This window comes from Thalassotalea atypica (genome assembly GCF_030295975.1).
Classification (GTDB): Bacteria; Pseudomonadota; Gammaproteobacteria; order Enterobacterales; family Alteromonadaceae; genus Thalassotalea_F; species Thalassotalea_F atypica.
On record NZ_AP027364.1, the window covers coordinates 1,634,911 to 1,655,094 of the forward strand.

A 20,184-nucleotide genomic window follows, 5' to 3' on the forward strand; every position below is an offset into this window, starting at 1 on the left:
AGTCTCACTTCACCTAAAGTAAAGCTAGTTTCATGTAACTGCTTAGATCCATAATTCCGAGCCATCCGGCGCTATACATAGAATTTCACATTCTTCCTGAATGTTTTCGTTCCAGTGGCTTTCAGCGCGCCAAAAGATCGAATTATTGTCGTCGGCTAAATGTGGTGTATATGACACTCGCCAAGGCCCATAAGCTAATAGATTATTCTTGGACAAAATTGCTACAGTATGAGGTCTTCTTAACGGCATATCGTCTGTTTTAATGCCATTGATTAGATTGAAAGGTGCATTGAGTTGATAAGCAACCTGATGATCTGGATTAGAGTTAGCAACCGGTGCATCAACCCTTATTTCAAATTCACTCGAGGGTTGAACAATGGCATAAACATCAAAAATAATATTCCACTCAGTGTCTTTTTCCGATGTCTGCATCAACCGGATATGAAGTAGCTCTCCTTGCGATGACGGAGGCAGTATTAAATATTGCTCAGGTGAATTGCCTTTGACTGGTTTGCTGAATACGACATCGCCATATTTTACTTCGAGTTCTGCAGATTCGTTTTCACTGAGTGCGTTTATTCTCATAACAACGCGCAAATTCGATGCGTCAAGATCTCCCTTTGCAATCCATCGCAAGGGCCAGCTTTCATTGACTTTCAGTTTTATTGCACCGGGACGGCCGGCCAATAAAGCAAATACTGGTTGCGCTAAGTCTTGAGGTAAACTCAGTTTCGGGATAGGAGGATCAACCCACCAGGTAATTCCATTGGAGGCATCGACTTTGGAGCCCATTTCTACGACGGCGTGAGAGCGAGGGCTCCTGCTTATCGCACCTTTAATTTGATTTCCACTCGCAGGCTCCAATGATATTCCCATCAATTCACCAGGGCGCGGACTGGCAGAGTCAACGCGAATATTGGTTGCATTTGAAGCGGTTCCAAAAGCTTTTGAATCGGGGTTGAGGGGTATTTCTGTCCATGAAGGCCAGGGGCTGCCGGGAAACTGCTCGCGTAGTTGGTTAACTTCAAAGGGGATCCATCGACGCACGTTAACTTCTGACAGACCTTGAGTAGCTTCTTCAAAAGTGGCGTTGAACTCGACGGGTATCGACGAGCTGGATTTTTCAGATTCTTTTTTAAGGATTGTTAGATCGGCTTTTACAGCCGAACTGTCGTCAGTTTCACCACTCAATGGCACAAGATCCGAGTTTCTGTGGATTGATTCTGCATGTCCGCTAGCACTTGCGGTAGTGAAATAGTCCAGCGACGAATGTATGTTTAACAAAGGCGGATCGATTAATGACCAATGGGGACGAGTGGATACTTTATTTCCTTGTTCATCCTTTTCGTCGACCCATGTTTCCAGAATAGCGGGTTTGCGCCAACCAATATAGGCTAGAATTTGTTCAGCTGTTCTGACCATTGGCGCTTGGTCATCGTTTTGATCGGCAAATTCAACAAAACCTGGTGGCACGGCCATTTCCTCGCCTTCTTTTTCAGTAAACAGCCAAATTTTTGCGCGTTGTTCGACTGACTTGCCGGGCTCTTCTAATTTTATGACCGGACATAACAGGTCACCATGTTCCTCGGATTCCGTGACTGCTATCTCATTGTCGGCATCACCCCATTTACGATGCGCTCTTCCCGCCGGTGCGATTGAACTATGTGGTAATAAATCATCTCGCAAGGCGGAAAAATCTTCTGCAATAGCGATTGGATCTATCCAATTTATAATAGTACGTTTGCCTTTTAAAGCCCATCGGAGGCTATATGATTCGACTACGCCAAATGAAACTGCGGGTCTCGTAATATTCGTAGGTAATGTCCGAACTTCTTCAAGATCGATCGTTTCAGATTCCAATTCATGGGTTTTGACTCTTCCGCCAAACTTAACGTCATTTTTTGTTAAATCGATTGTCTGATAAGCGAATACTCGCTTATTTAATGGGCCTCTGCCTACAATACCCCAAACCTTTTTACTGGCGTTTTGGATATTGCATAAGCCAGAATCAAGCGACCATTTGATATTAAAGCTGTGCCGTACCAAAGCGACTTCGACATCTTGCTCATTGTGTTGCCAACACCCTGAAAGACGCAATGTATGCCAACCATTGGATTTGCTCGCATAAAATGTTGCTCTGGCCCGTCCGGTATTCTCAAATCCACCTGGTAAAGTGGGGCATCGCCAACCGACCATACCTTCAGCAACAACTAAGTCGCCACTCTCTGCATCTCGTTCCAAGCGCATAAAAAGACGAGTCAAGCCACCGAGCACAATACCTGTGCCATTCAGGGGAGTTTTTATACCACCGCGGTAGCATTCATTTGCCCACGCCACGTGGTAGACGCCAGCCTGAATGTAAGCGTGATCTTGGCCGGGCAAATCGTTGTCATATTTTGTAATGGCAAACGTTAGGTGTTTGTGTTGCTGTGAATTCTCCCAAAGGTTTAATTGCGGATTAGACTGCCGTAAAACCAGTTTGCGCTGCGGAAGCAAATGTTCTTCGGCAAGTAACTCCGGTGCCAATTTATGCGTTTTCACACAGGCCAATTGGTCTTTAGTTTCATTTAAATGCATCATGGCGTTATTGCCGTTGGGTCCCTCAAGTAGTGGACGATTTGATTCTTCACGGAGATAGATAGTGAGTTTATCTTCCGACTGAATTGAGAAGGCAACCCCTTCAATTTGAAACCAATAAACCAATTGCTTCAACGTCAATGTTCTGTTTATTTCGCTTGGTTCCAAGGTAATACTGCGAGATTCAATACCTTTAAATCCTTTGAAATTGAGTTCCTGATCTTTAGGTAGTACGTGATCTTTAGATAGCACCTGATCGTGGAGCCATTGAGCAGGTAAGCTCGCAGACCCATCAAAGTCTATTGCGTTATCACCGATATCTATTGGGATACTCATTACCTTGCCCTGCAATGCACTGTGACAAGGTAAAAATGTCATTGGATCGGCACCTAGACCAATTAATTGGAATCGAACCATCTTCTCATTGGTCACAGCCAATGGCTCTAGGGATAATGCAGCTTCCTTCAATCGCTCCTGAAATTGTTGCCTTAACAGTACAGAGGAGCGCAAACAGTCGCCATCTTTGAGCACCTGACACGTAAAAAACGCATCATTCCCGGTTTGATCATAGTTGCAGGAAATGCTAGTGACTTCGTTATCTACGGGTTCGGTTGGCTCGTATTCAAACGCGTTGTTTTCGATGAATTCTTGAATACTAATTTTCGCTTGACTGGGGTCTACAACATATCTTTTTTGAACCGCAACATGTTCTGGGGCAATATCACTTTTAGCATCTAAACCATTTTTGTTGATCCGAGTGGCGCCAAACTGTCGGTCCAGATGGGGATTTGCAAAACGTTCTAAAACCGCTATTTGGGTATTCGAAACAATACGCCATTCGAGGCATTGTCCTTGCGAATATTGGGTAAGTGGTAGCAGAGTTGACCCAACAATATTGTTGGGAAACGTGGCTTTCTCTGCTTCGAGTAGCCATTCAGACGATCCCTTACTGAGGTCGAGCCAGCATGGCGCTTCAACTGGAACCAGTGCTCTGAGCAAACTTAATGCGCGATTGCTTTGTAAATCGTTAACCGCCCATTCCAGCGGAGCTACTACAGGAAAACCAGGTTTTAACCACAATTGATTGCTGTGTAACGCTGGTCCAGCATTATGAGGATGAAGCTCAAGCATCGGAACGCTGTCTTTGACCTTGAATTTGACCATGTCGCTTTTGACTTTTTTTGCAACTTTGGCTATGAAGTGCAAACGCTCCGTTTCTCCTATTTGAAGAACTGGCGGGTGGTTGGGGCTTGCCAATGCACCACTGCTGATAGCGTTAACCTTGTCACAGACAAATTCAAAAACAGGGTTGGCAATGATGAGTTCCGCCGAAACTGGGTGACCATATTCATCAAATTTAAGTTCTAATTGCTTTTCACCCGCCTGATCAAGCAAACAGTGAATTGCAATGTCATCAAATGCAGATAATGCCGCACTGAGATCCCAGCGACGCGACTCAGTTCCCAGCACTATATTGTTGATTGGATGAGTCAAATTGAGCCAAGTCTGTTGTGCGCCAATCCATAAACTTGGAGAGCCTGATGTTTGATCTGACGGGAACGCTTGGTCTTCATCAGTGTGAGACCAACCTACATCCATTGAAATCGTCTTTTGTCGTCCATTTGCAAGTTCTACATTGCTAATGAGTGTCTCTTCTCTGACTTCTTCATCTGCTCCATTAAAGTCCAGTTTGAACCGAACTTTGACACTGGAATCAGGGAGGTGACTACGTTTGTCATCTTCCTTAAAAGTAATTTTACACTTGCCAGTATCATAGCGACTTACCTGGACGGTTGATAAATTGACTCGTAGACCGCCGTCAAGTGTTCGAATACCTACCCAACCATTCTGAGTTTGCAGCGTAATCCCATTGTCATTTGGTTCATCCATTTTGACTGTTCGCCACTCATGTTCATTCTCTGAACCAGGCAACATTGAGCCACCGACAATTCGCAGCGCATCCAAATCAGGGATTTCCAAGAAAGGCACTGTGCCCGTATCTGCTGAACCAATTAAATCTCTCAATTTATTGGCAAACTCCCTCACAAGGTTCTTGCCATTGTCATTTGGTGCACTTTTTAGCAGCCGCCATTGCCAGGCATTCTCGGTAAACTGGAGTTCTATCGGTAAATCGATATCAGCACTCGCGAATTTCCAAAGAAATTCAACAGCCGGCACCATAATCACAACCGTTGGCTGATATCCTTGAGGGTTGTTCTGCTGGACGTAGAAAGCACGAGTAAACTTTCGGATTGGATGGTCATTTGGAATCCCAGAATCAGACAAGTCCAGTTCTAAAGGACCATAAGGGATTTGTTCTTCACCAATTTGAGGGTCTGAAACACTAGTGGGATCATCAAAGCCTAACTCTAAACCACGAAGTTTCAATTCAAAGTATTTGAGTTTCATGCTAGTCCTCCACCTTAATTTCCATTTCCACATGCATATCGTCACGGCTTATCAAGAGAAGCCATTGTGCGTCTTTTGGTCGATATGGACCAAAGTGTTCTGGCGTGAATGCGATCTCCCAACTGTCTTGGCTAATAGCAAGCTCTGAGCTAAGTTCTACGTCTTTTTCTAGTGGCGTTCCAAATTGCAATTGATAGCTATAAGGGCTGCCATTTCCCAATAAAGGTGATTCGAATCCCGGGCCCGTCAACTCGACAAATTTGCTAAATGCGGAGCTATTATTTAATTTCCGATACACCACATATTTAGTTTGTAAGTCTGGGAGGTCGCCTACAGGTTTACCGGAATCCAACGCATACTTGGCATCAGGATGTTGCGATTCTTCATCACTTAAGAGGTGTCCTAGGCAAACAATTGGCAAGCACAGTTTCCATTTCAAATTGACATCATCAAGATTCCAGTAAGCCGTATTCTCTTCCACATACATTGCTGCTGGTCGTCGTTGCCAACTTGCGTGAGACACCTCACCCTCTTCATCATCGGCTTGCCAACGAACTTCTCGGCGGTAAACCAGAAAATAGGGCGCATCAGGCTCCTCAATTTCGTCCGTCCCATTCCAATCTGCCCAACTGTGAAGTTGCTCATCGCCGGGCTTAGTGACTGTTGGCGATTCATGCTTGTAGGGTTGAAATGGCCACGTTTCAGGCGCTGCCGCGTAGGTTTCTGCCCATGGAAACTGGCAAAGCAGTCTTGTTTTCAGCACTACGTCACCATAACGCATTCGAACCAATGCATTGTGGGTACTTTCTTCTCGCTCAACACTGTCGGTTACATTAAACTTCACTCGAACAGGGTCATTAGCGGCCATTATACCGGGTGCTGATGGCGCCGGCTCTCGGCGAGGTACTTCCAAGGATATTTTTGAACCCGGGGTATCAGAGGAAACTGGTCTTAAGACTGAGCTAGTAGCCATATTGAAAAACGCATGTGCTCTCTCATATCTGTCCAGTCGCTCAGCAGCGAACTCAAGTCTGTGATGCCATTTGTCCTGGATCCCGTCCCAGAGTAATGACGCCCAACCACTGGAATCAAGTACAAGCCATTCAGGTATCTCGCCTTTTTCCTGGAAAACTCTTAACTCAGGTTGGTTTTCTCCGCTGAGCGCAATCTTAAGCGCCGAGCGCAAGCCATTGTCAGAAACCGCTTTTGAGAGCTCTTCCTCATTGGGAACAACCAATATTCTGACGGTAGCCAAAACCAAGTCTTTAACAACAGACTCTGCGGCTAAAGCTTGCGCTGCCGGCGGCGTGAATTTTGAGACGAATACGCGCACATTACCAGGAAAGTTAGAAGTGAATTCTACAAACCATTGGTTGATGTCTTGTATTTTGCTGACGCTAAAAGGCAGTATCAAATCCCTTGCAAACCCTGATTCTACTGCCCAACCGAGAAATGGACCTAAAAGCGGCCAGCTGCCGCGTAGCAACTGACTTACTTCATCTTTTTTAGTCTCCGAAGTTACATATGTTGCAAGGCTTTCAAGAGAAGAAATTTTCTCATCTATCGCCTTGAGTGCTTCATTCAAGTTGCGTGTCATTGCGGTTGCATATTTCAGTTCTTTCGCATCAAGACGAGAGGGTATTTCGTCTGGTTTTACCCCAGTATTGAGATTTAATCCGGGCTCGCTCACTAATCGTCCCAATGTTGAATGTGTTCCGGAGCGAGAACTCAACTTTTCGGCAAAACTTTGGAACATTTTGTCAGCATCTTCTGTGCTTGCACCGGGCTTCGTGATCTCCCAGTTCGCCGAAATTGCATCTGCAACAAGAACTTTTCGACCGTCAAACTGGTAAGGCCGATAACGATAAATAGGTATTGAGACTGCTTCAAACTCACCTATGGGGGTGAAGTCACGGCGATCATTGTCGCCTAAGATATCGCGAGCATAGATTCGAAAACCACCACTTTCACCATGCGATGCTGACGTTCCGTCAATGCTTACGCGGACTTTGTATGGCGTTCTCTGCTCAAGCTCCTCTTCTGAGGCCATAGAAGGCTGTCGTCGAGGTTGGGATAAAATGCGACCATCATCGACTAAAAGGGCCGACATTTTCTCAATCCAACTTCTTGAGTCTTTTACTTCTGGCAATCGCTCCAATTGAAAAACGCGCTGTCTAACGTCTCTGCGTTTATTGTCTTGGAGTTCGGTCTTCGCCAGGAAGTGGGCACAGAGTTCTACTTGACTCTCTGGCAAGCGTTTGTCGTCGCCACTTATCCTTCGAAGCCCTGCATAAAAGCGGAACCCACAAGGTTGATTTCCATCATTTAATTCCGGTAAAGGAATCCCAGAGGCAACAACTCTGTATCTCCCTTGCTCACTGATATTGTCAACATCTTGCCAGTCTTCGCTTTCATCATTGCCGTCTTTAGACTTAACTAAAACCTGCCAGCAAGCTTCACCACCAATATCAAGCTCGTTTAAACCAAAGTTTTGGTATTTCCCCTGCATTGATTGAAAGGCTGGATGCTCAGACCAGTCACCACTATAGTCTTGAATTCCAGTACCTTTGTCAAAGTTCAAATCTGCCTGTCTTAAGCCTTCCTCCAATGATAGATCATCATCAGTGCCATAGAAGCCGCAAGCATCCAATGGGCGTTTTTGAAATAGAACATAGGGTTTCACCGATGCTTCTTCGCCTTCAGGAACTTCAATTTCAAATGAAATTTGATTGTCTTTGTTGACACAGACTTGCGCCTGCAAAGGGGGAGGAGGAGGGTCGAGTCGTAACCGGTATTCTGCAATGCTACCTGTGGCGACAATCTGGTCCACCACGTTCCTTAATTCCAGACGATAATGCAGCCGTTCTCCTGAGTACCGCGTTTCGCCCAAGCCATCAAAAACGCCCTCGTTGGCTTGCCGCCACTTTTCCTCTGTTGGGTATGGCAATTTGCCTGTGCCGGCTTCTACTTGTTCCTGGTCCTCCAAAAATTCAACTACTGGAGGAAATCGGCCTAATTCTTCTTCTGTTCCTTTTGCAACTAGTCCTACGGCTCGATACAAAACGAGTGTATAGTCTTCAATGTTTTTTGTTACTACATCTTTTGATGTATCTTTCGAACAATAGTCTTTCCACTCTTTAAGGCCAGTGTCCAGATTTTCTGAACTGACCTTATCCCAATCCACTCGAATACGGCAGCCTGACCTTGATTGATCGATTAGCAGTGGCAATGGTAGAGAGTCCACCTGATCTTTAGGCACAAGAACATCAAGTTTAATCTCACTTTGTTCTTCATGTAACTCCCTGTAACTATCCGAGTCACCTGGCGCAAATTCTTCAAGTCTAGCGGTTAAATCTGATGCATCGGTTAGTTTGCCATCCAAGTCAAATACCATACCGGAAAGGACAGCCAGTGTTACGGAGCCTGGACTCCCATTCGGCTCTAGTCCCAATTCTGCCAGCTCGACTAAATCCAAATCAGACCAAAAGACTTCAAGCAGTGCCGATATTCCTGGGCTACCTACGTCAACAAGATTATCCTCTGTTTGCTCGCTCATTGAATCGCCCTGATCTTCGAGGACTGAGTTTTGCCCTGCAGTGGCATCAATTGAAAATGACGCAGTTACGTCAATTTTATCTTGTGCACTGCTACTTTCATCCAAAACCTTATCAAATGCTTCAAAAAAACGTATCTTCGCATTTCGCAGTGGGGCCGCTCTGGACACCTGAAACTTTATTAACCGCTCACCCTCGTTCCGCTCGACTGAAACTCTGGTGTAACGAAGATTATTCAGATGATCAGAATCGGGCATTGCGAATTGATAACGCCAATCTGGTAGCCACTGTTTTGACATGTCACCTCGCCTAGTCATTTCAGTTGTGGGTCTTCGAAGAAAGTGGATTGGTTCAGCAGAACCAGATGGTGTAGGATCGCGCAACAGCAACGCTCGCTTCCTGTTGTCATCGTCAGGCAAGCTGCGGCAAATCAATCGATAGCTTTCAGTCATCGTTTTATCTTCCAATTCTAGTGATAAGCGGGCAAGCTTTTCGGATATACAATCTGGTTTGTGATATGTCTGGCGGTCGTCAAACCTCCGGCATTTCTATTGCCAATTTCCAGTACAGGTTTGAATTGATAGCCAAATAAGTGCATCTTGACTTGCGTCCGGCCATAAAGCGCTGAATTGGCAGAGACAGCTACTTCTAGATCTATCTGGGCGCTTAATCGTAGTGTGGTACTGAAGCTTTTTGACCAGCGAATGCTTTTTTTGAAGCGCCATAGCTTGATTGTGAGACTGAAAACTAGCTTCACCCAAGCAGCTATTGCAAAAGCAACCATGACGTTCGCGCGAGCGTACAAAATAGGACCGTGTGATTTATGCACGATACCTGCTGCTAAAGCTTCAAGCTGTAGATCAAAAGATAAATTAAATCCGGCTGAAACTCTCAAAGGGCCGAACCTTAAACTGGCACCACAGCTTTTATTTGTATGGGCTGCAAGACTAAATTGATTAAGTGCAATTGCTTGATCGCCACTTACATGGACGGCGTAAAGCAAACTCCCTTTGAAATTTACTCCTGCTAAACTCGCTTCAACATTCATTGGTCCCGCTCGATATACGAATACATCGCGTGACGCTTTCATGTAAAATTCACCAGAACCTATCTCAAATGCCTTCTGTACAATCTGTACGGGTTTTGTCATTCGCGGAGAGCGCTCTGTTCGCACCATTAGCTCAAAGTAGCCATGCCGAGGAAACAGCGCAGCTACCCCCTTCATCGCAGGTTTTCTTTGGAACGCCTCGGTACCAGCATCTTCAAGAGATGTAAAAACCCACAAATTGCTAGCTAAAAGGATTACAAATCCGTTTGTGGGCCTGACAAACATTGTCGCTCGCCCTATATAAGGAAATGGCCCATTACCACGGGGCGTGGGTGCAAGATAGGTTTGGGCTGCGAATGAGACGTCAATGTCATCTTCTGTGCTAACTTCCCACCCGTCAGGCAGTGCCGGGTTTGGCAAACCTGCTGGGTTTGAAATCAATGTTGGAACCAGTTCCTCGGGGTGCACACCGTTTGTTCCCTTGAGTACTTTGTTGACGCCAAACCCCACACCGGTTTTGCGCATGATAATACCGGGATAAAGGGTAATAGGAAAATCGCCTTCCACATATAGCATCAATACAGGTTGGTCATCAGGTCTGCGCCCAATTGAACAGTTGACACCAATCGCTGGGAATCCTGGCATCACGAGTGAACCCTGACCCTGTAATTCAGATACTAGTTCATCCTCTACCTGGATTAAACTCAGTCGGGCAGATACACCTCCCGGCGTCGTTAGTTGCCCTTCAATGGACAGGGCCTCATCCTCAAAACGAGAGATTTTAAGCCCTCCTTTACAGTTCACTTTTAATCGCGGCAAAGTGCCACTGAATCGAACACCTCCTTGCTCAAAGCCTATCAAACCGCCAAATCCAAATGAACCGTCACTAAACAACTGGTATGAGGAAAGTTTAAAACGAAACAGCTTCCATAAACGCAGTTCATCCGGCAGACCGATTGGCTTCAGCGTTATCGACGCTGGTTTTGATTTCGAGTCACCCTTGGAATCGGAACTTGATAGTGTGGTCAGTTGAGATAGCTTCAGACCATCAAATTCAAGATTGAAGTCTTCGAGGAAATCTTCCAACCATACACCTGCGTCCCCAAGTAATTTCGCCCCATTGAGTACACGCAACCGTCCACCAACCGCGCCGTCTAAATCCCACTTCCCATTGGTGTATTTGATTGTCACCGAAGCTTTTGGATTTTCAATTTGCAGATATCCCGTCGGATCTTGCCAAACCTCAGCCATTTGCATTTGCCAGGTTGCCAAGAATGGATTTTCACCCGGAACAGACGATGCCATTACCTGTAGCAAACCATTCGCGCCTTCCAAAAAAGGCAGTGATGCTCTGGCTGAAATACTTGCAGTGTAGCGGCCTTCGACAAACTTTAAGCTACCTTCCTGAACCTGCACTTTAAGTTCACCATCTCCGCCCTTTAATGGCAGAGTCATTGGTCTACAAACGGCAGACGCAGTTAAACCATTGGGGCCGATTTCAAATGTTTCATTTGGGGTACCGGGAGAGTTACAATCAAGAATAAAACGACCTTCCTTGCCTTTGGGCTCTTCACCTTCGATACCAGGCATGTATATCGACATTATTGGTTTTGAACCATCATTTTCCCAACTCAGCTTTGCGCGTGAGGCTGCAGGTGTCAGTTTAATCACGCTGCCCGCGTTTATCTCTACGCTCAGGTAGCTACCGAGATGTAGTGTTTTCATCTCTTTGAGTCGGCAGCGTAGCTCCTCATTGCCGCTAGCCAATTGCTTTGTTCGCAGATCAAGTACAACAGTTTCAGCTGTCAGAGATAATAATTTTTCGCCTAATGTCAGTTCCGCAGTTGCATTTTCAAATTTGAAACTATCTTGGTCCCATGTTGGTTTTCCAAGAGACACTTTAAGGTCGGAAACCTTGGGGCGTTTTCCCCCGACATCTAATAAGGTTCGATCAAAAATACCGGTGACAAAATCGGGCAGTGCACTCCATTGTTTTTCAGGTGATAAACTCTCAATCTTTTCGATTGCCGCTTGAAGTAGTTCTTTCTCGGATGGAATTGTCAAATCAAAAGGGTCTGGCCACGTATGTGTAATCTTGAACGAGATATCTCCAGCCGAAGAGTCGCTCCATTTTACCCATTTATTGCTCGCCGGGAAAAGCGGTATAAGTGGATTTAGCTCAACAATAAGCGCACAGTCGGCTGGAAAATGTAACGTTAAAGAATTGTTTTCGCTTGCCGTAACGGGAATGTCTTTGTCAAAAAAAGCGTTTACGGCATTGTCATTTTTGAATATTGGAAAGCTTGTTTTGGCCTCCACTGCCCATTGACCTTCTGAGACCTGCTTGAGAGTTATACCTTGGTCACCTAGTCCGGGCCCTGTTAGTTTTTCACCCTCTAACACCCACATTTTATATTCCTTATATACGCGGAGAAGCCTCTATAGTTATTCATCCCTGTAGACAATTGTAATCTAGATAACGGGTACAGATGAATTTACATATCCAAAGCGAAGCGTCATTGGTCACAAACACCAAAATTAAAATTCAACCCAGATTTTTAATTTGCTTTTCCTGTGAACGAGCAATTTAATCTACTGTTTATCACATACTGTCTTTAAAAATAGTCTACTTTTCATATTTTTTGTAAAATTTTTTAACTCATTTATAAAATGGAATAATTTCGAATGAAGCAACTAAAAACTTTCCTCTATTTTTAATGTAGACAAAAACTCAACAGTTTATCTAAAGTTAGTCTAGAGTGTTGTTGTGCCTAAAAATGTTGCATGAACAAGGAGAACAAAATGCGTTATGATAAAAAAGAGCATTGATTCTTCCGGTTCGGCAGTGGAGTAGGCGCTACCTTCACATCGTCAGGCATACAATGATAGAACAGCTTATCTTATGGCGAAGGTTGCGGAAATAGCATATATCAAGTGGGATTCGTACACAGAAATTTTGGCCAATACCCCTAACAAGTGACTATGGTGTCAATTCCTAATATTGAACTCATTTTGGGATCCCACATGACACCATCTCTCACCATTGAATTTAAAATAACAATCATCTTACTTAAACAGGCAATTAACGCTGTTTTCTTTGGCTTTCCTACCGCTAATAGTCGCTCGTAAGTGCCTTTGAAAACTGAGTTACATTGAATTGCAGACATCATCGCCATATCCATTACCGTTCGAATTTTTGGACGTCCTCCTCGTATCTGTCGAGTACCTTGGTAGATACCACTTTCTTTATTAAATGGTGCAACACCAATCAAAGACGATGCTTGTTTATTGGTTAAATACCCGAGCTCAGGCATATCACTTAGTAAGTTGAACGCAACTACATTACCGACACAAGGCATGCTCTGGATTATCATATTTTTAGTTTTATAATCCTCGCAACTTTCCATTAGTTTCAATAGTTTTTGGTCTAGTTTATCGAGCTGGTTTTTGAAGGCTGTTAAGATGGGATTAATCATACTGCTAATCGTCTTCGGCATAATTTTAAGACGATTCTTCTCCATGGTTTGTAATCCCATTAGCTGTCTTCTACGGGAAAGTAAGTCACTCATTAATTGCATGGTGGCGGGTTTTAACACAGAGAGTTTAGGTTTTATCGCTTCACTATAATGAGCAATTAATTGCGCATCCAGCTTATCTGTTTTTGCATGTTGGCCGATGGCTCCAGCAAACTTTTGATGTGTGCAGGGTTGGCACTAACAAAGGGTAAGTTGGCGTTTGCACACGCCATAATAAAGTCCTGTTCAAGACGCCCGGTTGCTTCAATCGTAATGCGTGTTGGCTGATGCTTTTTAATTTCTTTTACGGCTTGCTTGATACCTTTTTCATCGTTAGTTACGGTGAAATGGATATCTAACGGGCGGATGTATATATCGAGTTGTGTTTTGTCGGTATCGACACTGATGTTGATTTCATTTTGAATTTTTTTGTATCCATAATAAGCTGACTCTGCCTTGCTATTCGGGCTCGAGACCCAGTTGACTATCCGAGTTTAGGGCTTGGAGTTTTATACGGCGTTCGTACTTGTTATCGGCCTCTCAATAGAGGAGCCTACCAATCATCGAACTACCATATTAAAAGGCTTTGGTTGCAGCCAAAGCTTGGGCCTCACACTACCCGAAAAGGATTAAAAAGAATAATAAGATATGGTCGTTATTATCCATATAAGAAAATCAAAGAATATTTATTGAAAGTGCTCGATAATGACAATCAAAGAAAATTGGCTTTCGGATTTTTCGAGGCATATCTTTACATTGCTGTGGCTAAAAAGCAGGAACAAAAAAATAAACTGCAAAGTCTGAATCTATTAGTTGATGAAGATGGCTGGTTTAATAATGATCAAACTGGCACACGGGCTTTAATGCTGTGTGGCGAGAATTATCTTGTACTTACTTTTCGTGGCACTGAAGCAACTATATACGAAGATATTAAGACTGATGCGAAAAGTAGGGTGGTAGGGAGTGATGTTTTTCACGGAAAAGTGCATGAAGGGTTCTTGAAAACTTTTGATAGCGTTGAAGGCGACATTGCCAAGGGACCCAAAAAGCAATCTAACCGAGACAAACCGTTGTTCATTACTGGCCACAGTTTAGGGGGGCGTTAGCGACGGTCGCAATCAAAAGAATAAACCATCAAGGCGGGATAGGGGCGTGTTATACGTTTGGTTCGCCAAGGGAGAAGACGAATACTGGATCAATAATATCAAATCGCCGGTTCATCGCCTTGTGAATGCAGTAGAAGGCGTCACCATATCGCCTCCTGGAGCTGTCGCGATATAAGCAATTAGATTTATCTTCAGAACCTTTCCGTATATCGGGAAGAAAGTTTCTGATTGGTTGAGTGACTTTAACGGCTTTATGCATGCAGGAAATATGCGCTACCTGACCAATTGCTCCATTAGGCAGTACAATAACTTAGAGCTATTATATTCGGTGAGCTTTGCTTATCGAATAAAAGCCATCTAGGCAAATAGCCTATACAGATACATTGTTTCGGATCACTCTATTGCTGTTAATCGAAAGAAGCTTAAAAAATTGTTGAGCAAAGACGTACATGAAAGCGAGTGCGCTGCCAACATTGTTCTCACAACGGAGTAAATATTCAACTACTGCATCTGCTTTTAGGTTTCTCTATTGACTTTAAACAAATTTTACAGAGGTCAGAACAGTGGAAAAAGCTACCAGTAGATAATCAAAGTCTAGTGCCTGCTCTTTCAAGGTTTTGAAGGTTGTAGCCTAAAGCGCTGTATTTCGGCTATTGGCATTTTTGTGAATTACGGACTGTCAGTATTGTCTTTTCTATAGACAGTTTCATGTTCATAGTAGTCATTAGCGCCTGATAACTGAAGTGAAAATTTTGCCACAGAGTCTACCTAATTTAGACTTTAATTTATCATAGTAGATAGTCAACTTAGCTACCATTAAGGACTTTGAATTTCTTACTCAGGTTAAGATAAAAAGCAGTAAATATTATCGGATTACGGTGTTGACGGTTTTATGATGTAGCAAAGCGTCATCTAGCAGGATTCATTTAGAGTTTTTATTGCTGGTTTAAGTGTGTCAGGAATCTCACTGAGAATTTATTACAAGATAAAAAAATGCGTCAACTAAATTCAAATAAAGAGAATTATGACGTAGCTTTAGATATAAACGGTTTGTATTCAATTCTTAAGTAATAATTTTCCCATGTGCTAATCTTACTTTTACCTTCAATTATCACAGCAATCTCTATTCTCTGAGAGTGAATCGGTGTGATACCGTTTTCGAATTGCAGTATTCAGTCATAACAGGGATCGTTCTTCTTTTTTCATGGAGAAAGAGATGAGCAACTTAAATAACAATGAAAAAGATCACAAGTTAAGTGAGTTTCCTTTTCCTTTGACCAATGGGCCTGAAGAGTCAGTGTACCTCACATGGCTACGCAATCACTCCAATTATATGGCAACTCGAGGATTCTTGGATTATTTCAGGATGGCAGGTGTACTCATTAGAGGCGTCCTTCTCAATTTTTTGATTTTGCTATCTCTACTTTTGATTATTTCTGCAGTCATTGGTCATCTTTATGGACCGCAGTTGCGGTCGTTAGCAGATATGACACACGAACTTTCATTGAAAAACTCTACACAGCTCGCTAAACAGTTAAAAACAAAACCCAGAAATATTGACAAATGGATTGTAGGACAGCTATCTGAACAGACGAAAAATTTGCTGGAAAACGATTTTCAAGGGAATGAATTTGAAATAGCGTTGTCACATGAATTTCGAAAAATCATAGACGGTGAATTGATTTACGATCCTGAACGTTTTAAAGGTATTAAGTTGCAACCTAATAAGACTGGACTCATACGCGAACTCATTGACCAAAAAATAGAGGATAAAGACAAAGTAATCAAACAGATATGCTCGAAAGGAAGTATTGGGTATTGGAAAATTGTTGGCGAGAGTTCCTTTTTACGTTCAAATTCTTGCCTGCGGCGGCTCAATCGTTTGCTTATGAAAGAAGCTTACCCCGAAATCAATCAGCTAAGAATATTTGGCAAAGAAATCAAAAAAACTACAAAGTCAGACGCCACTGAATTATCAAAAGGAGTAGTGCCTTGCGAAAATGAAAATCCGGTTGATGAATGTCTCTTTAAACATATCCGCGAACTTACTACACCGGGTTCTGGTAAATTAGAAGAATCTCACGGCGTGCCAATGCCGGTCCCTTTTACTATTACACTCTGGGTCGGCCTAATCGCTTTGCTCTGGTGCCTACTCTCACCTATTTATGTTCTGGTAAGTGAAATTGCTGTTCATAATAAAAGCATCGAGAGAACTAGTAGTAGGAGCTCAGTCAACCAAAGAGATAGGTTTGAACGACAATTTGGTATGGCCTTACTTTTTGTCCTTGTGTTTGCTTTGTTTGAAGCTCTTCCGTTATTAGTAGACAAGTTCCATCAGTTCTTGGTAAGTCCAGATTCAAATTGGAATAATATCTTCGCATCGATGATAGGAGTTTCAGTGGCTATCCTAAGTGGTGCGAGCAAACTGATTTCGGTTTTTGCAGGAGCGAAAAAGAAGTTAGTGATGTTCTTAATTGGACTGTTAGGCGTATTTTTGCCGTTCCTCGTTATATTATATGTGACAGAATTCCTAGTATACCGTCCCGCTATTGATGGCCTCCTTAATATTGTTCTCTATATAGTGCCAATAGTATTTATTCTGTTGATTGTTGTGGTTGTGGTGGTTGGGACACTACATAAAAGTTTCAAATGGGCAGAGTACTTATTTCTCTTTACCCTTGCGGCTATCATTGCCATTGGAATGTACTATAGCGAACAGCTGCTCGCCGTCGTTTTAACTGAAGAATACACGGCCACAGGAGAGAATCACTATTTTGTTTTGTTTCTGGCCGTTGAAGCTTATCTATTTTGTTGGCTGTTTGTTGATGTAAATCGAACCTCCATACACAGTTTGTATCGCGATCGATTGGCATCAGCCTACCTAGTGGGGATCGAAAACCAAGATGATATTTCAATTGAGAAAGACATCAACTTAAGCGATATCGGGCAGCATGATGATGGTTCCACAGCCCCATATCACCTACTCAATGTTTGCCTGAACTTACAAGGGAGCACTGATCCCAATATCAGAGATCGAGCAAGTGATTTTTTCATTTTCAGCAAAAATTTTATTGGAGGAAAGCGCACAGGCTACTGTAGAACTGAATTGATGGAACAAGTTCATCCTCAAATGAGTCTAGCGACTGCTATGGCCATTTCGGCTGCGGCCGCTTCCCCCAACATGGGACGAGGAACTAATCCAGGGTTCGTTGCAATTATGGTAATACTCAATATTCGTCTAGGATACTGGCTCCCTAACCCAGGCCTGTTGCATAAAATCCAGGAGACAAAACCGAAGGATACAAATGTTACAGGTGAATGTCGTTTCGAAGAGGTTTTTGAAAAAGAATTGGAGGATGTTGAGAAACGTTGGAAGAATGTATATCAACATCCATCAAATGGTCGAAAACTCCACAGTGTGAACGAATCTCCGTTCAAGCAGTGTACGACAAAGCATAGTCTGGTGGGCATAGGGTTATCTGGGGGAGGGATACGTTCCGCAACGATCAACTTGGGGATTGTACAAGCGTTACATAAAAAAGGCATCTTCGACCACATAGATTTTATGTCATCGGTCTCGGGAGGAGGATATTTAGGTGCAAGTATTAGTACACTGATGCGCGACAAAAAGGGTACTGGTGATGCTGGTATAAGAAAGCAGGAAACTCAGATCGATGCCGATGTATCTGTATCTAGTAGTGAGGTAAATAAAAGTAAGAATTCGCCAAAATGTTACGACACTCTCTGGGAACGTTTCCGTTGGCGTGTGCCTCCTAGAGCTCTGATTCGTGAGATGTTAATGAAACTAGATGGGCGCCATAAGTGGATCAACCTCTCAGATGGCGGTCATATTGAAAATCTAGCAGGTATTGAACTCTTACGTCGCCGATGTAAGTTCATTATTATAGGAGATGGGGAAGCTGATCCAGACCTCACCTTTAACGGCTTGGCAACACTTATTCGTTATGCTCAAATTGACTTAGGAATTAAAATCGACATCGACGTCGATAAAATTCGTGTAGAAAATAGTGAAGAGGCCGTTTATCAAGGGAAGGATAACCTAAGCAAAGAACATTGTGCGTTTGGAAAGATCATTTACCCTTCAAACAAGAATATCAACTCCGACCCTGAAGTGGGTTATTTACTCTATTTAAAGTCATCATACACTGACGATGAGAATGAGGTGATCAAAGAATATCGTAACCAAAATCCGAGTTTCCCACATCAATCGACAGCAGACCAGTTTTTTGATGAACAACAGTTCGAATGTTACCGTGCACTCGGACAACACATCGGCGAGAAAGCATGTGAGGAGTTATTGATGGACAATAATTCAGGTTTGCACTCTTTCGATAGTTTCGCTGCAGCGATGAAAGCTAAGACCCCGTGACTCGCAGTTTTGGTGGCTTATAAGACCGCTTTGTAAGGGAGCATCTTCCGCTTTTGGCACACATGAGACTATCAGGTTTGATTGAGTTTTATTAATCGAGGCGGTCAGATTGATACACGGCTTATATATGTAAAGTCTTTAGTTGCAATTTATTAAAATGTTGTTTTCAACTTCATGGATGTTGATTTTTTATTTTAGTAACACTGGTGGTAACATCTATGTGCTTTTAGTTACTGTAAATTTCTTTGTAAACAAGTGGTTGTTTATTGTTTTCGGCAGCCTCCGTCCCGCCATTCTCTCTGCTATCTGTTTTTCTTTTTTATCACTCGCTACTTCTAAGTTTTTACTTACTCACAATTGTTGCTTTATTCTCAATCGGCTTCTATTTTTTATAGAAAGTGCCACTAAGGAAACAACATGTTTGCTTCAAAAATTAAGCCGCATTCACCTCGAACAGACAATAGTCGAAAGAGCATATCAGTTGGTACTAGAGCAAGAACATCATTAAGGAGGCCGATGGCTTTGCAAGACAATCGTTGTGAGGTTGTTGCTCTAAGAAAGTTTCAACGGGCGTCTAATACTAGTATGCAGGCCAAGCAACTAACGCAACTAAAAGCGTCAACTCAAAATGCCAATGCGCACTTAAACTTAGAATTTGTTAAAGGAAAGCAATCATTACAACAAAAGGCCAATATTACTGGCCAGCCAGACCGTTCGGTTAGTTGCCGAAAATCCTTAAACCAACAAAGTATCGTGAATGGTAAAACAATACAAAAAGCCACTGAAATTTCGTTTCAGCAAGGTAACTTACATTATTGGGCTGGAGGGCTCCACTTTGGTGACTTAACTGTCGGTGTTGACACGGATGCGTATTTAGATCCGGCGAACCCTAAAACCGGCTCTAGAACAGCCGCTGCTCCAACCCCTTCTCCTTATACCAATGGTAATTGGCCAAAACTTTATCAAGGTCATTTATTGAATGCTAATCTTGGAGGGCAGGCTATTCCGCAAAACCTGTTTCCGGTTACTCCAGCGTTTAACGGGCAACATTCAAGCATTTTTGAAGATCACGTAAAGGCACATCTAATGAATCTAAACAGCTTAAAAATTGATCCTGCGCAAGCTGCGAACAATATTCACAGAAGGCTTCACTACCGAGTGAGAGTGCAAAACCCAAACATGGCGAACTTTCATGTTGGGGACATTCATAATACGGTGTTCAATTGCGAAATGAATTTCACCAAAAACAATGCAACGCCACATGGGGGAACTGGAGTAGATAACAATTATCCCAACGTCAATATGCCGATTCAGGTGCCTGCACCACCAGATAACCCTGCTCTAAATGCGCAATTGGATAACTTGGGTTGGGGACCAGACAACAACCCTAGTTATCAACTGGGACCACTTATTGCACCTAATGTACATCAGGTGGTGGATGCAGCTAATGTAGCTGTTCCAAATATGACCATTCGTGTATAAGGTCATATTAAAATTAAATTAATGTAAATTACTAGTGAGTGCCGTATGTGTACAGTTTAAGCATTAACCAAACACATTTACATCGCTAGGAAGCTGTTGGTTT

Annotated in this window: 7 protein-coding genes and 1 pseudogene; 4 read left to right on the plus strand and 4 right to left on the minus strand. The window is 43.1% G+C overall.

Features of this window, described 5'->3' with window-relative positions:
- Positions 1–42: 42 nt before the first annotated feature.
- The 4 genes and pseudogenes from QUE03_RS07595 to QUE03_RS07610 all read right to left on the minus strand — a co-directional run bounded on the left by QUE03_RS07595 (position 43) and on the right by QUE03_RS07610 (position 13,528).
- A complete protein-coding gene (locus tag QUE03_RS07595; RefSeq protein ID WP_286266740.1) occupies positions 43–4,986 on the minus strand; it encodes a hypothetical protein in 4,944 nt (1,647 codons plus the stop codon).
- Between the two features lies 1 nt (position 4,987).
- Positions 4,988–8,974 (minus strand): hypothetical protein, encoded by a 3,987-nt coding sequence (locus QUE03_RS07600; RefSeq protein ID WP_286266742.1) that lies wholly within the window; start codon positions 8,972–8,974, stop codon positions 4,988–4,990.
- 35 nt (positions 8,975–9,009) lie between these two features.
- Complete coding sequence (locus QUE03_RS07605; RefSeq protein WP_286266743.1) at positions 9,010–11,997, minus strand: hypothetical protein; 2,988 nt, start codon at positions 11,995–11,997, stop codon at positions 9,010–9,012.
- Between the two features lie 560 nt (positions 11,998–12,557).
- Positions 12,558–13,528 (minus strand): annotated as a pseudogene (locus QUE03_RS07610) (IS110 family RNA-guided transposase).
- A gap of 165 nt (positions 13,529–13,693) precedes the next feature.
- Between QUE03_RS07610 and QUE03_RS07615 the strand changes: the two are divergent.
- The 4 genes from QUE03_RS07615 (at position 13,694) to QUE03_RS07630 (ending at position 20,081) form a co-directional block, all read left to right on the plus strand.
- Positions 13,694–14,209 carry a lipase family protein gene (locus tag QUE03_RS07615; RefSeq protein ID WP_286266745.1) on the plus strand — a complete coding sequence of 172 codons (516 nt, stop codon included), beginning with the start codon at positions 13,694–13,696 and terminating at the stop codon, positions 14,207–14,209.
- A 46-nt stretch (positions 14,210–14,255) separates the two neighbouring features.
- A complete protein-coding gene (locus tag QUE03_RS07620) occupies positions 14,256–14,384 on the plus strand; it encodes a hypothetical protein (RefSeq protein WP_286266747.1) in 129 nt (42 codons plus the stop codon).
- Between the two features lie 1,041 nt (positions 14,385–15,425).
- Positions 15,426–18,599, plus strand: a complete 3,174-nt coding sequence (locus QUE03_RS07625) for a patatin-like phospholipase domain-containing protein (RefSeq protein WP_286266749.1) — start codon at positions 15,426–15,428, stop codon at positions 18,597–18,599.
- A 417-nt stretch (positions 18,600–19,016) separates the two neighbouring features.
- Positions 19,017–20,081 carry a hypothetical protein gene (locus QUE03_RS07630; protein ID WP_286266752.1) on the plus strand — a complete coding sequence of 355 codons (1,065 nt, stop codon included), beginning with the start codon at positions 19,017–19,019 and terminating at the stop codon, positions 20,079–20,081.
- The last annotated feature ends 103 nt before the right edge of the window (positions 20,082–20,184 follow it).